The 12,363-nt window shown below is 63.8% G+C and carries 12 protein-coding genes; 7 read left to right on the top strand and 5 right to left on the bottom strand.

Annotated features, from left to right (window positions below):
* Positions 1 to 156: 156 nt before the first annotated feature.
* Positions 157 to 1,056, bottom strand: coding sequence for a helix-turn-helix domain-containing protein (locus tag ACI2KK_RS28735; protein ID WP_404671614.1), 900 nt, complete (start codon positions 1,054 to 1,056; stop codon positions 157 to 159).
* 164 nt (positions 1,057 to 1,220) lie between these two features.
* Between ACI2KK_RS28735 and ACI2KK_RS28730 the strand changes: the two genes are divergently transcribed.
* The 3 genes from ACI2KK_RS28730 to ACI2KK_RS28720 all read left to right on the top strand — a co-directional run bounded on the left by ACI2KK_RS28730 (position 1,221) and on the right by ACI2KK_RS28720 (position 5,132).
* Positions 1,221 to 2,579 (top strand): glutamine synthetase family protein, encoded by a 1,359-nt coding sequence (locus ACI2KK_RS28730; protein WP_404671613.1) that lies wholly within the window; start codon positions 1,221 to 1,223, stop codon positions 2,577 to 2,579.
* A gap of 155 nt (positions 2,580 to 2,734) precedes the next feature.
* Positions 2,735 to 3,823 (top strand): polyamine ABC transporter substrate-binding protein, encoded by a 1,089-nt coding sequence (locus tag ACI2KK_RS28725; RefSeq protein WP_404671612.1) that lies wholly within the window; start codon positions 2,735 to 2,737, stop codon positions 3,821 to 3,823.
* 13 nt (positions 3,824 to 3,836) lie between these two features.
* Positions 3,837 to 5,132 carry an NAD(P)/FAD-dependent oxidoreductase gene (locus tag ACI2KK_RS28720; RefSeq protein ID WP_404671611.1) on the top strand — a complete coding sequence of 432 codons (1,296 nt, stop codon included), beginning with the start codon at positions 3,837 to 3,839 and terminating at the stop codon, positions 5,130 to 5,132.
* A 182-nt stretch (positions 5,133 to 5,314) separates the two neighbouring features.
* Here the strand turns inward: ACI2KK_RS28720 and ACI2KK_RS28715 are convergent, their stop codons facing one another.
* Both ACI2KK_RS28715 and ACI2KK_RS28710 read right to left on the bottom strand, forming a co-directional pair.
* Positions 5,315 to 5,620, bottom strand: coding sequence for a DNA-binding transcriptional regulator (locus ACI2KK_RS28715; RefSeq protein ID WP_217885063.1), 306 nt, complete (start codon positions 5,618 to 5,620; stop codon positions 5,315 to 5,317).
* Positions 5,601 to 5,984 (bottom strand): type II toxin-antitoxin system RelE/ParE family toxin, encoded by a 384-nt coding sequence (locus ACI2KK_RS28710; protein ID WP_404671610.1) that lies wholly within the window; start codon positions 5,982 to 5,984, stop codon positions 5,601 to 5,603. Before ACI2KK_RS28710 ends, ACI2KK_RS28715 begins: the two co-directional genes overlap by 20 nt.
* 179 nt (positions 5,985 to 6,163) lie before the next feature.
* Here ACI2KK_RS28710 and ACI2KK_RS28705 point away from each other — a divergent pair, with 179 nt between their 5' ends.
* The 3 genes from ACI2KK_RS28705 (at position 6,164) to ACI2KK_RS28695 (ending at position 8,169) form a co-directional block, all read left to right on the top strand.
* Positions 6,164 to 6,844: a DUF3313 domain-containing protein gene (locus ACI2KK_RS28705; RefSeq protein WP_217838641.1), complete on the top strand. Its 681-nt coding sequence runs from the start codon at positions 6,164 to 6,166 to the stop codon at positions 6,842 to 6,844.
* A 262-nt stretch (positions 6,845 to 7,106) separates the two neighbouring features.
* Positions 7,107 to 7,700: a DUF1842 domain-containing protein gene (locus tag ACI2KK_RS28700; RefSeq protein WP_404671609.1), complete on the top strand. Its 594-nt coding sequence runs from the start codon at positions 7,107 to 7,109 to the stop codon at positions 7,698 to 7,700.
* A gap of 19 nt (positions 7,701 to 7,719) precedes the next feature.
* Positions 7,720 to 8,169, top strand: coding sequence for a DUF1842 domain-containing protein (locus ACI2KK_RS28695; RefSeq protein ID WP_404671608.1), 450 nt, complete (start codon positions 7,720 to 7,722; stop codon positions 8,167 to 8,169).
* 89 nt (positions 8,170 to 8,258) lie between these two features.
* Here ACI2KK_RS28695 and ACI2KK_RS28690 read toward each other — a convergent pair whose 3' ends face one another.
* Together ACI2KK_RS28690 and ACI2KK_RS28685 are read right to left on the bottom strand one after the other, a co-directional pair.
* Positions 8,259 to 9,566, bottom strand: a complete 1,308-nt coding sequence (locus ACI2KK_RS28690; protein WP_404671607.1) for a serine/threonine transporter — start codon at positions 9,564 to 9,566, stop codon at positions 8,259 to 8,261.
* Between the two features lie 164 nt (positions 9,567 to 9,730).
* A complete protein-coding gene (locus tag ACI2KK_RS28685; RefSeq protein WP_404671606.1) occupies positions 9,731 to 11,107 on the bottom strand; it encodes an L-serine ammonia-lyase in 1,377 nt (458 codons plus the stop codon).
* 146 nt (positions 11,108 to 11,253) lie between these two features.
* On the opposite strand from ACI2KK_RS28685, the gene ACI2KK_RS28680 reads away from it, so the two are divergent.
* Positions 11,254 to 12,189, top strand: a complete 936-nt coding sequence (locus ACI2KK_RS28680) for a LysR substrate-binding domain-containing protein (RefSeq protein WP_404671605.1) — start codon at positions 11,254 to 11,256, stop codon at positions 12,187 to 12,189.
* Positions 12,190 to 12,363 lie beyond the last annotated feature (174 nt).

Genomic DNA, 12,363 nt, shown 5'->3' with positions numbered 1-12,363 from the left:
GCAGGGGCCGGATGAATGGAGCGGGGATTTTTTGGTGACTTTTTGATCCTTCAAAAAGTTACCCGCCGTAAGGGCGGAAAGGTGAATAAGCGTCAATACAAATAATGAATGCGGCTACAACTTTCAAAACCAACTCAAACCAACAAGCCAAAAAGATTAACGCCCACGCCTCAACGTCTCACTGGGCAACTCCCGAAACAACTGCCGATAACTCTCAGAAAACCGCCCCAAATGCCAGAACGACCACCGCATCGCCACTTCAGCCACGGTCACCTCCCCGGCCCCGCACAATAAATCCCGCCGCGCCCCGTTCAACCTGCGCAACCGCAGCCAATGCGCCGGCGGCAGGTTGGTAAACCCCTTGAACGCCTGCTGCAGTTGCCGCACGGAAACCCCCGCCACCCGGGCCAGTTCCACCAGGTTCAAGGTTTCATCCGGGCAATCAGCAGCCCACTCGCTGACCCGGCGCATGATCGCCCGCTCCCCGTCACGCCGCTCCCGCGCCTCCCCCTGCAAGCGCTGGCCGGCGTTGTCCAGTATGAACAGGCAATCCTCCAGCAATTGCTCGGCCAGCGCCCTGCCCTCCAGCGGACAATCGGCCTGCCCCAGGCGGGTCAGGGTGGCGCTCAGCCAGTTGCCGAACAGCGCGTTCTGCTGGCAGGTCAAAGGCACCATGAACAGGCCGCGCAAACGCTCGACATCCAGCCCGTGGCTGGCCAGGAACGGCTGCTCGAACACCACCGCCACCTCCTGGTAATTCTCCGGGGTGATCCAGATGTTGCGGCTGTCTTCGTTAAGCAGGTACAGGCTGTTCTCGCTGCGGTCGAAGCAGAACGCCAAGGCCCCGCTGGGCGCGCGGAAGAACTGCTCTACCCGGGTGTTCAGGCGCTCTTCGTACACCCCCACACCTTCCAGCCCCAGCCAGCGCAACTGGCCGTTGAAATGCCCGGGGGACATCTGCCGGTACTGCTGCTGCCAGCCAGGGGTGGCGCGGGTCTGCTCGGTGACATCGGTGGTACGGAAGTCCTGGACCTGCAAGGCGATGGGCGTTGTCACACGCTGTCCTATTGCACTCTTTTGGTGCATTGATCTGCGAAGAAAGTGGATAGATCGCCCCGCAGGGCTGCGCCCAAGATAGTCCTCAGCGTCACCTGTGGGAAGTGCCCCCGTGCAATGTGCCGCGTGCCCGCCCACCACAACAACCCAACCAAGAGGTCTGTATGAACGCCCCCTTCGATCAGCTGTCCACCTGGCTGAAAGAACACCGGATCACCGAAGTCGAATGCGTGATCAGCGACCTGACCGGCATCGCCCGCGGCAAGATCGCCCCGACCGCCAAGTTCCTCCATGAGCGCGGCATGCGCCTGCCAGAAAGCGTGCTGCTGCAGACCGTCACCGGCGATTACGTCGACGATGACATCTACTACAGCCTGCTCGACGCCGCCGACATCGACATGGTCTGCCGCCCCGACCCCACGGCGGTGTACCAGATCCCCTGGGCCATCGAACCGACCGCCATCGTCATCCACGACACCTTTGACAAGCACGGCAACCCCATCGAGCTGTCGCCGCGCAACGTGCTGAAGAAAGTGCTCAAGCTGTATGCCGACAAGGGCTGGCAGCCGATCGTCGCACCGGAAATGGAGTTTTACCTCACCCAGCGCTGCGAAGACCCGGACCTGCCCTTGCAAGTGCCGCTGGGCCGCTCGGGCCGCGCCGAAAGCGGCCGCCAGTCGTTCTCCATCGATGCCGCCAACGAATTTGACCCGCTGTTCGAAGACGTCTACGACTGGTGCGAACTGCAGGGCCTGGACCTGGACACGCTGATCCACGAAGACGGCCCGGCGCAGATGGAGATCAACTTCCGCCACGGCGATGCCCTGGACCTGGCCGACCAGATCACCGTGTTCAAGCGCACCATGCGCGAGGCGGCGCTCAAGCACAACGTCACCGCCACCTTCATGGCCAAGCCGATCACCGACGAGCCGGGCAGCGCCATGCACCTGCACCAGAGCGTGGTCGACATCGCCACCGGCAAGCCGATCTTCGCCACCGAAGACGGCCAGATGAGCGAGCTGTTCTTGCACCACATTGGCGGCCTGCAAAAATACATCCCCAAGCTGCTGCCGATGTTCGCCCCCAACGTCAACTCGTTCCGCCGCTTCCTGCCCGATACCTCGGCGCCGGTGAACGTCGAATGGGGTGAAGAAAACCGCACCGCCGGCCTGCGCGTGCCGACCTCCAGCCCCGAGGCCATGCGCGTGGAAAACCGCCTGCCGGGCGCCGACGCCAACCCCTACCTGGCCATCGCCGCCAGCCTGCTGTGCGGCTACATCGGCATGGTCGAGCGCATCGAACCCAGCGCCCCGGTGCAGGGCCGCGCCTACGAGCGGCGCAACCTGCGCCTGCCGATCACCATCGAGGACGCGCTGCAGCACATGGAAGACTGCGAGGTAGTGCAGCAGTACCTGGGCCAGCAGTTCGTGCAGGGCTATGTGGCCGTCAAGCGCGCCGAGCACGAGAACTTCAAGCGGGTGATCAGTTCGTGGGAGCGTGAGTTCCTGCTGCTGAGCGTATAGCCCCAAGCTGTCGCAACCCCTGTGGGAGCCGGCTTGCCGGCGATGAGGCCCTTGCAGGCGCTGCATGGCACCGGCAAGGCCGGTGATCGCCGGCAAGCCGGCTCCTACAGGTGCAACACACCAAATACGAAGAACAATTCCAACGAGGTGTCGACATGCGTCACAAGCAAACCCTGATCCCCGCAACCCTCGCCCTGCTGTTCGGCGCCGCCGCCCAGGCCCAGCCGACGGTGAGCGTGTACAACTGGACCGACTACATCGGTGACACCACCCTGGCAGACTTCCAGGCCAGCAGCGGGATCAAGGTGGTGTACGACGTGTTCGACTCCAACGAAACCCTCGAGGGCAAGCTGCTGGCCGGGCGCACCGGCTACGACGTGGTGGTGCCCTCCAACCACTTCCTGGCGCGCCAGGCCAAGGCCGGTGCATTTTTACCGCTGGACCGCAGCAAGCTGCCGAACTGGAAGCACCTGGACCCGAAACTGCTCAAGCAGCTTGAGCAGAACGACCCGGGCAACCAGTACGCAGCGCCGTACCTGTGGGGCACCAACGGCATCGGCTACAACGTCGAGAAGGTCAAGGCAGCGCTGGGTATCGACAAGATCGACTCCTGGGCGGTGCTGTTCGAGCCCGAGAACCTGAAAAAGCTCAAGCAGTGCGGCGTGGCGTTCATGGACTCGCCCGACGAGCTGTTCCCGGCGGTGCTCAACTACATGGGCATGGACCCGCGCAGCGAAAAGCCTGGCGACTACGCCAAGGCCGAAGCCCGCCTGCTGGAACTGCGCCCCTACATCACCTACTTCCATTCCTCCAAGTACGTGTCCGACCTTGCCAACGGCGACATCTGCGTGGCTTTCGGCTATTCGGGGGACGTGTTCCAGGCCGCCAACCGCGCGGTTGAGGCCAACAACGGAGTAAAAATCGCCTACAGCATCCCCAAGGAAGGCAGCAACCTGTGGTTCGACCTGCTGGCCATCCCCAAGGACTCGGCCAACCCCGAGCAGGCGCTGGCCTTCATCAACTACCTGCTCGACCCGCAGGTGATCGCCAAGGTCAGTGCCACCGTGGGCTACGCCAACGCCAACCTTGAGGCCAAGCAGCACATGGATGCATCGCTGATCGACAACCCCGAGATCTACCCGCCCCAGGAGGTGCTCGACAAGCTGTATGTGTCCAGCACCCCAAGCCCGCAGATCATGCGGGTGATGACCCGTTCGTGGAGCAAGATCAAGTCCAACCGCTGAGCCGAGCACTGCCATGCCACAGATGAATGAACATACCGCTTCCTACTACGCAGCGTCCGCGCGCCAGGCAGCCCCCTACCCTGTGCTCGACCAGGAGCTGCAGGCCGATGTGTGCGTGGTCGGCGGCGGCCTGACCGGGGTCAACGCCGCCCTGGAACTGGCCGAGCGCGGGCTGTCGGTGGTGCTGCTGGAGGCCCGGCGCATCGGCTGGGGCGCCAGCGGGCGAAACGGCGGCCAGCTGATCCGCGGCATCGGCCATGACGTGTCGGGCTTTGCCCGCCACGTAGGCCAGGACGGCGTGCGTTACCTCAAGCAGGCCGGCATCGATTCGGTGGCGCTGGTGGCCAGGCGCATCGAGCAGTACGGCATTCAGTGCGACCTGCGCTGGGGCTTCTGCGAACTGGCCAACACCCCGGCGCAGTACGCGGCGTTCAGCGAGGAGCTGCGCGAGCTGAACGAGCTGGGTTACCGCCACGAAACCCGCCTGGTCGGCCCCGAGCGCATGCACGAGATCGTCGCCAGTGACCAGTATGCCGGCGGCCTGGTGGACATGGGCTCAGGCCACCTGCACCCGCTCGACCTGGTGCAGGGCGAAGCCCGCGCTGCCCATGGCCTGGGCGTGCGCATTTTCGAGCAAAGCCCGGTGCTGCGCATCGAGCATGGCAGCACCGTGACCCTGCACACCGCACGCGGCAAGGTGCGCGCACAGAGCCTGGTGTTAGGCTGCAACGCCCACCTCGACGAGCTGGAGCCGCGCCTGAGCGGCAAGGTGCTGCCCGCCGGCAGCTATGTGGTGGCCACCGAGCCGTTGCCCGAGCACGTGGCAAGCAGTTTGATCCCGCAGAACATGGCGCTGTGCGACCAGAAGGTAGGGCTGGACTACTACCGCCTGACCGCCGGCCGCCGCCTGCTGTTCGGCGGCGCCTGCCACTATTCAGGGCGCGATCCGAAGGACATCGGCGCCTACATGCTGCCCAAGGTGCTCAAGGTGTTCCCGCAACTGGCCGGTGTGCGCCTGGACTACCAGTGGGGCGGCATGATCGGCATCACGGCCAACCGCTTCCCGCAGGTCGGCCGGCTAAGCCAGCACCCCAACGTGTTCTACGCCCAGGGGTATTCAGGGCATGGCCTGAACGTGACGCACTGGACCGCCAAGCTGCTGGCCGAGGCCATTGCCACCGGCCACAGCCGGGGGCTGGATGTGTTTGGTGCGGTGCCGCACCTGACCTTCCCCGGCGGCAAGGCATTGCGCTCGCCGCTGCTGGCGCTGGGGATGTTGTGGTACCGGTTGCGTGAGGCGTTGGGCTGAACCTGCCAGAGACACTGCAGGAGCCGGCTTGCCGGCGATGAGGCCGGGCCTGGCGGGCTTGGTCTCAAGCATTGTGTGCTGCCAATGGCCCTATCGCCGGCAAGCCGGCTCCTACAGGGGGATGCGTTGGATCAGGCGCACACGATCTGCTGCTGCGGATATCGAACGATCGCAGCGACGCCTCAAAGGATTGCTTGCAGGCCCTTGGCAGCAATGATGTTGAGCAATTTCAAGGCAGGGCCTGCCGGTTGCGTTTCACCTTGCTCCCATTTGCGCACCGTGGACGCGCTGGTATGCAGGTGCAGGGCGAAAACCGGCTGGCTGAAGTTCAAGGCCTCGCGCAGGCCTTTGATGTCTGCGGGGCTGAAAGGACGCACGGGGGCCGGGCATATCGCGTCAAACTGGCGCAGGGTGATCTTGCCCACGGCGCCTGCCTGTTCGAGCGCAGCCAAGTCATCGCGCAAGGATTCAATCAGTTTGCTGGTCACAATGGACCTCCATCAAAACACCGCAACCCAGAGCCTTGGCCAAGGCCTGCGGTGACAGTTCAAGAAAGACCTTGCCTGCAAACTGCAAAGCCTTTTGCTCGCTCGGCGTAATGTCAGCCTTGTCGCTTTTTCTGAAACCATGCAGGAACACGTAGCGCTTACCAACCCTGGCCGAGAGCAGCGTGCGGTACCCACCACGCTTGCCGCCATGCTCGGTTGAAACCCGCTTCTTGAACAGAAGCCCGCCAAGGCTGGCATCCACCAGGCCACTGTTCATTTCTTCTACTGCTTGGCAAAGCATGCAATCCGCTAGATTTTCGCTCATCTGCCAACGGGCAAAATCCTTTCGCTTGTAGACATCCATTGTCTCGCCCTCAAAATATACCCGTGAAGGGCATATTTTTTCAACGCCGGGACAAGTTGGAAAGCCGGCCGCTTCTGCCATTGCTGTAGGAATTCACTCCCCGCCAAAGCCACTACTGGCCAACCGCCAAGCACCTGCTAGCGTTGTTCTGGCCTCTCCCCTCATGGAAGCCCCTGATCATGAAGCAACTGCCTCGCGCCACCCTGCTGTGCGCTGCCCTGTTGGCCCTGGTCGCCTGTTCCAGCAACCGTGTCGACCCCAAGGACTACTCAGGCTTTCTCAAGGACTACAGCCGCCTGAAGCCGGCCGAAAGCGTCTCCGGTGCGCCGGTGATGCGCTGGATCGACCCGGATATCAAGGCCAGCCAGTACACCAAGGTATTCATCGAGCCGAGCCAGTTCTACCCCAAGCCGCAACCCACCGAGGTGATCTCGGCGCAAACCCTGCAGGACATTACCCGCTACTTCAACGAAGCCATGCGCCGCGAACTGGGTAGCGTACTGACGCTGGTCAAGGCGCCCGGCCCGGACACCATCGTGGTACGCCCGGCCATCACTGCGGTGTCCACCAGCACCCAGGGGCTCAAACCCTACGAGGTGATCCCGATCGCGCTGGTGGCGGCCGCAGTGAATACCGCCGCCGGGGGGCGCGACCAGGACGTGGATATCGCCGTCGAAGCAGCATTCCTCGATGGCAGCAGCCAGAAGGTCCTGGCCCAGGTGGTGCGCAAGGGCAGCGGCAAGGAACTGGAGAACGACACCCAGAAGCTGACCCTGAACGACGTAAAACCGGTGCTCGACGGCTGGGCCAGCGACATGCGCCGCAGTTTCGTCAGCCTGCAGCAGAAAGCGAAAAAGTGACCCTTCGGTCCGCATCTGACCACTCGTCGGACATGCTGTAAAAATGCCATCACTGCCTGGCCGCCCTGCTTTACTCAAGCGGGCTGCCAGGCAGGCGGCACCGCGTACCAGGGATGGCTGCACAAGCCGGCTGCCAACAGCCGCTCGCACCGGGCAAGCCTCATCCACGCCCGGTCTCCCCCGCTCCCCCGCCTCTTTCGCCCGCCTGTGCATGCATTGGTATCGATTTGTCGTTCATCCATCGAATGCATTGGAGGCAATCATGTCTGAAGCGCTTATCCCACCACCTGCCGGCCTGTTCCCGGTGTCCTACCTGATCACCACCGGCCAGGCGGGCGCGCAACGCCTGCAACTGGACCTGCTGGTCTACACCCCGGACCGCAGCGTGCGCGGCACCGCAGTGATCACCCAGGCCACCAACCCGCCGCTGGACCTGCACCTGGACGTGTGGGGTACCTACACCTACCTCACCGTGCAGCCACCCGGCGAAGGCCGCATCCTGCTCACCGTCCGCGGCAACCAGGGCGGCCCACATACCAACTCATTGCAACAGTTGGACCTGCACCTGCTGCTGGACCTGGACTGGCAACACGGCGTAACCAACTACCGCTATTACAACAGCCAGCGCTGGGTGGTGCTGGAAAACGTGCCAGCGGTGCTGGAAGGCCAGCGCATCCAGCAACTGGCCGGTGCCGACCAGCAGCATCAGCTGCACAGTGCCACCCTGGAAGCAGCCATCGCCACCGGCGATGTCGCCCAGCTCAAGCAACTGGCCAGCGGCGCCGTGGGCAAAGCCCTGGACCAGGCCATCGCATCGACCAAGAGCCCGGCCGCCAAGGCCGCCAAAAAAGCCTGAACAGGCAAGGAGAATCAGCATGGCCATCGGTCTTTTCCATACCCGCCTGAACGTCAGAACCGGGGGGCTCGGCGCCCCGCTGCTCACCCTCGACCTGTTGGTCAACGTGGTGCAGAAGAAAGTCACCGGCACCGCCCGCACGTCCCAGGCCACCTACCCGGTGGTGAACTTCCACGCCGATGTGTGGGGCAGCTACAGCGAACTGCCGTTCGCCCCGACAGGCGCGCCGTCGATCGTGCTGCACCTGGATGGCAGCCCCAGCGGCCCACTCAGCCAGATCGCCCAGACCTTCCACCTGCAAGGGCTGCTGGATGCCGGCTGGAACAAGGGCACCGCCACTTACCGCTACTTCACCCAGGGCCACTGGGTCGACCAGCACGGCGTGGTGGCCAAGGCACCGGACATCGTCCACCAGCACCAGCCTGGCGAACGCCTGAAGGCGGCGATCAAACACCTGGAAAGCGCCTGACCTGAAAAACGATCGCGGGGCAAGCCCGCTCCCACAAGACCTTTGACAGGTAGCGTGGGAGCGGGCTTGCCCCGCGATTCATTTTTGGCTCAAACAACCAGGCTGTAGGCAATCGCCGACAGCGTGATCAACCCGACCAGCACCACGAACACATTCGATAGCCGGCCCGAATACTGGCGCAGCGCCGGCACCTTGTGCACCGCGTACATCGGCATGAGGAACAGCAGGCAGGCAATCACCGGCCCGCCGAGGCTCTCGATCAACCCGAGGATGCTGGGGTTGAGGGTGGCCACCGCCCAGCAGGTCAGCAGCATGAACAAGGCTGTGGCGCGCTCCAGGCGCTTGGCCGGCCAGCTTTTGCCGCGCCCGCGCAGGCTCTTGACGATCATGCCCTGGAAGCCCTCGCTGGCACCGATGTAGTGGCCGAGGAAAGACTTGGTGATGGCCACCAGGGCGATCAGTGGCGCGACGAAGGCAATTACCGGGGTCTGGAAGTGGTTGGCCAGGTACGACAGGATCGAGATGTTCTGCGCCTTGGCCGCGCTCAGGTCGGCCGGGCTCAGTGCCAGTACGCAACTGAAGCAGAAGAACATCACCGTCAGCACCATCATCACGTGGGCGGTGGCCAGGGTGCGGCCGCTCTTGCGGTCGGCGTCGGCGCCGTAACGGTGCTTCTGGTCAACGGCGAACGCCGAGATGATCGGCGAGTGGTTGAACGAGAACACCATCACCGGGATGGCCAGCCACAGGGTCAGCAGCAGTTTCGAGACGCTCAAGCCTTCGCTGGCCTGGGCGAAGAAGGCGCCGTTCCAGTTCGGCACCAGGCTCACCGCCAGCAGCAGCAACGAGGCGACGAAGGGGTACACCAGCAGGCTCATGGCCTTGACGATCAGTTGCTGGCCGCAGCGCACGATGATCATCAGCCCGCAGATCAGCAGCAGTGCCAGCAAGGCCCGGGGCGGTGCGTTCAGGTGCAGCTGGTGTTCGAGGAAGCTGGTGAGTGTGTTGGTCAACGCTACGCTGTACACCAGCAAGATGGGGAAGATTGCGAAGAAGTACAGCAAGGTGATGAGCTTGCCGGCGCCCACGCCGAAGTGCTCTTCCACCACCTCGGTGATGTCTTCGCTGCCACCCTTGCGCCCGGACAGCACGAAGCGGGTCAGCGCACGGTGGGCGAAGAAGGTCATGGGGAAAGCCAGCAGCGCGAGGATCAGCAGCGGCCAGAAGCCGCCTACCCCGGCATTGATCGGCAGGAACAGGGTGCCGGCACCGATGGCAGTGCCGTACAGGCCAAGGGCCCAGGTGGTGTCGTGGCGGTTCCAGGTGGTCGAGCCTTGGGCCGAAGCCTGGGCAGCCGAATCCGCACGAACGGTCGTGGTGCTGTGTACATCAGTCATGGGTATCGCCTTGTAGTTGTTTTTGTTGCGGGTGTTGCGGGGTACTGCGGTTTCGGGGGTTGGTCCCTTGTAGGAGCCGGCTTGCCGGCGATGAGGCCCTGGCAGGCATTATTGATGGTGCTGCCGACGCCATCGCCGGCAAGCCGGCGCCTACAAGGGGAGTGTCAGCATTCGACAAAGGCCACGGCCAGGCCGCCGCGGGAGGTTTCCTTGTAGTTGGCGTGCATGTCGGCGCCGGTGTCGCGCATGGTGCGGATCACCCGGTCGAGGGAGATGAAGTGCTCACCGTCACCGCGCAGGGCCATCTGCACGGCGTTGATCGCCTTGACTGCGGCAATGGCGTTGCGCTCGATGCACGGCACCTGCACCAGGCCACCGACCGGGTCGCAGGTCAGGCCGAGGTTGTGCTCGAGGGCAATTTCGGCGGCGTTTTCCAGCTGCGGCGGTGTGGCACCCAGCACTTCGGCCAGGCCCGCAGCGGCCATGGAGCAGGCCGAGCCCACCTCGCCCTGGCAGCCCACTTCGGCACCGGAAATCGAAGCATTCTTCTTGCACAGAATACCCACGGCGGCAGCTGCGAGCAGAAACGCCACCACATCGTCGTCGCAGGCCTCGGGGTTGAACTTCATGTAGTAATGCAGCACCGCCGGGATGATGCCCGCCGCGCCATTGGTGGGCGCGGTGACCATGCGCCCGCCGGCGGCGTTTTCTTCGTTGACCGCCAGGGCGAACAGGTTGACCCATTCCATCGCGCTCAAGGTCGAGCCGATCACGTTGGGCTTGCCCAGTTCCTGCAGGCTGCGGTGCAGCTTGGCGGCGCGGCGCTTGACCTTGAGCCCGCCCGGCAGAATGCCTTCGTTGCGCAGGCCGTTGGCCACGCACTCGCCCATCGCCGCCCAGATCTTCAGCAGGCCTTCGCGCACCTCGGCTTCGCTGCGCCAGGCGCGTTCGTTGGCCATCATCAGTTGGCTGACGCTGAGCTTGTGCTGTTTGCACAGGGCCAGCAGCTCGGCGCCGCTGTTGAATTCGTAGGGCAACTCGACCTGGCTGCTGCCGGCTTGGGGCGCGTCCAGCTCGGCTTGCTCGATGATGAAGCCGCCACCGATGGAGTAGTAGGTCTGGCTGAACTGGCTGCCCTGCCCGTCGAAGCTCTCCAGGGTCATGGCGTTGGGGTGGTATGGCAGGTTCTCGTCCAGCAGGCGCATGTCGCGGCTGTACTGGAATTCGACCGGCTGGCGGCCATCGAGCATCAGGCACTGCTCCTGCATCAATTGATCGATGCGCGGCTCGATGCTGTGCGGGTCGATGCGGTCCGGCCATTGCCCCATCAGGCCCAGCAGGCAGGCGCGGTCGGTGGCGTGGCCAACCCCGGTGGCCGACAACGAGCCGTACAGGCGCACCTCGACGCGGGCCACCTGTGCCAGCAGGCCACGCTCACGCAGTGCCTGGGCAAAGGTCGCTGCAGCGCGCATGGGGCCGACGGTGTGGGAGCTGGACGGGCCGATGCCAATCTTGAAAAGGTCGAAAACACTGATAGCCATGCTAATGCCTTGCCGTGACGGTAAAAACCGCTGGTCCACGGCGCTTTGAGAAATTTGAGCGGTATTGCCAACTTGGGCGATACTGACGCGCTCCAAGGTCGATGACCAACGAAAGTTTCTACACAAGCCTTTAGCAGGACTAAACGATGAAAGGCCAACTCAACGGCCAGGTGTACGTGTGGCTGCATGTGTTCTCGTGCGCGGCCCGGCACCTGTCGTTCACCCGCTGCGCCGAAGAGCTGCACATTACCCCCGGTGCGGTCAGCCAGCAGATGCGCCAGCTGGAGGAGCGCCTGGGCTTTCGCCTGTTCCTGCGCAAGGCCCGCGGCGTGGAGTTGTCTGCCGAGGGCCAGCGCTTGGCGCAGACCGTGGCCGAGGCTTACGGCAGCATCGAGGCCGAGCTGCTGCGCCTGGATGCCGGCGAGATCCGCGGCACCTTGCGCCTGCGTTCGATCCCGTCGTTTCTGGCCAAATGGCTGACCCCGCGGCTGCCGCGGTTCCAGCAGCGCTACCCGGACATCGAGCTGCGCTTGGTAGCCGAGGACAGCAACCAGGCACTGCACCCGCAGGACTTCGACCTGGCCATCGACCTCAACGACGGCAGCTACCCGGGCATGCTGTCCACACCCTTGCTGGACGAGCAGATCTTCCCGGTCTGCTCCCCTGCCCTGTTGCGTGGGCGCCCGCCCCTGCATGGTCCGGCGGACCTGGTGCACTACCCGCTGCTGCACGACATTACCGCCTGGCGCGGCAGTTCGGAGTATGCGGAGTGGGAGTTCTACCTGGCGGGTATTGGTGCGGGCGGGCTGGATGTGCGGCGCGGGCATACGTTCAATCGCAACCATTTGACCATCGAGGCTGCGATCGCCGGGATTGGCGTGGCCATTGCCCGGCGGACCTTGCTCAATGACGAGCTGGAGCGTGGGGCGTTGATCGTGCCGTTTGGGGTGCCGATCGCCAACCACAAGCGCTATGTGCTGCTGTATCCGCCGGGGGGGCTGACCCAGCCGGGGGCTCGGGCGGTGCATGACTGGTTGGTTGAGGAGGCGCAGGGGTTCAGGGTTTTGCATCCGATGGGGTAGGTTTTGGGGTTTGGGGTTTGGGGTTTGGGTTCGAGGTTTGATGGTGATTGCTTTGGGAGATGTATGCGCATTCATTGAAGATAGAGGCTTTTCGTCACCTTTCCGCCCTTACGGCGGCTTACTTTTGTCTTGGCAAAAGTAAGCAAAACCGCCTGCTCCTATCATCCGGCCCCC

The organism is Pseudomonas sp. NPDC089406 (assembly GCF_044900265.1).
GTDB lineage: Bacteria > Pseudomonadota > Gammaproteobacteria > Pseudomonadales > Pseudomonadaceae > Aquipseudomonas > Aquipseudomonas fakonensis.
Note: the sequence above shows the minus strand (reverse complement) of the source record. Positions and strands in the feature narration are given on the sequence as shown.

What these genes read in the sequence shown, in the direction of transcription:
- ACI2KK_RS28685 (WP_404671606.1), bottom strand. Translation starts at nt 11,107, where the DNA reads ATGGCTATCAGTGTTTTCGACCTTTTCAAGATTGGCATCGGCCCGTCC.
- ACI2KK_RS28725 (WP_404671612.1), top strand. Translation starts at nt 2,735, where the DNA reads ATGCGTCACAAGCAAACCCTGATCCCCGCAACCCTCGCCCTGCTGTTC.
- ACI2KK_RS28700 (WP_404671609.1), top strand. Translation starts at nt 7,107, where the DNA reads ATGTCTGAAGCGCTTATCCCACCACCTGCCGGCCTGTTCCCGGTGTCC.
- ACI2KK_RS28690 (WP_404671607.1), bottom strand. Translation starts at nt 9,566, where the DNA reads ATGACTGATGTACACAGCACCACGACCGTTCGTGCGGATTCGGCTGCC.
- ACI2KK_RS28680 (WP_404671605.1), top strand. Translation starts at nt 11,254, where the DNA reads ATGAAAGGCCAACTCAACGGCCAGGTGTACGTGTGGCTGCATGTGTTC.
- ACI2KK_RS28705 (WP_217838641.1), top strand. Translation starts at nt 6,164, where the DNA reads ATGAAGCAACTGCCTCGCGCCACCCTGCTGTGCGCTGCCCTGTTGGCC.
- ACI2KK_RS28730 (WP_404671613.1), top strand. Translation starts at nt 1,221, where the DNA reads ATGAACGCCCCCTTCGATCAGCTGTCCACCTGGCTGAAAGAACACCGG.
- ACI2KK_RS28710 (WP_404671610.1), bottom strand. Translation starts at nt 5,984, where the DNA reads ATGGATGTCTACAAGCGAAAGGATTTTGCCCGTTGGCAGATGAGCGAA.
- ACI2KK_RS28695 (WP_404671608.1), top strand. Translation starts at nt 7,720, where the DNA reads ATGGCCATCGGTCTTTTCCATACCCGCCTGAACGTCAGAACCGGGGGG.
- ACI2KK_RS28720 (WP_404671611.1), top strand. Translation starts at nt 3,837, where the DNA reads ATGCCACAGATGAATGAACATACCGCTTCCTACTACGCAGCGTCCGCG.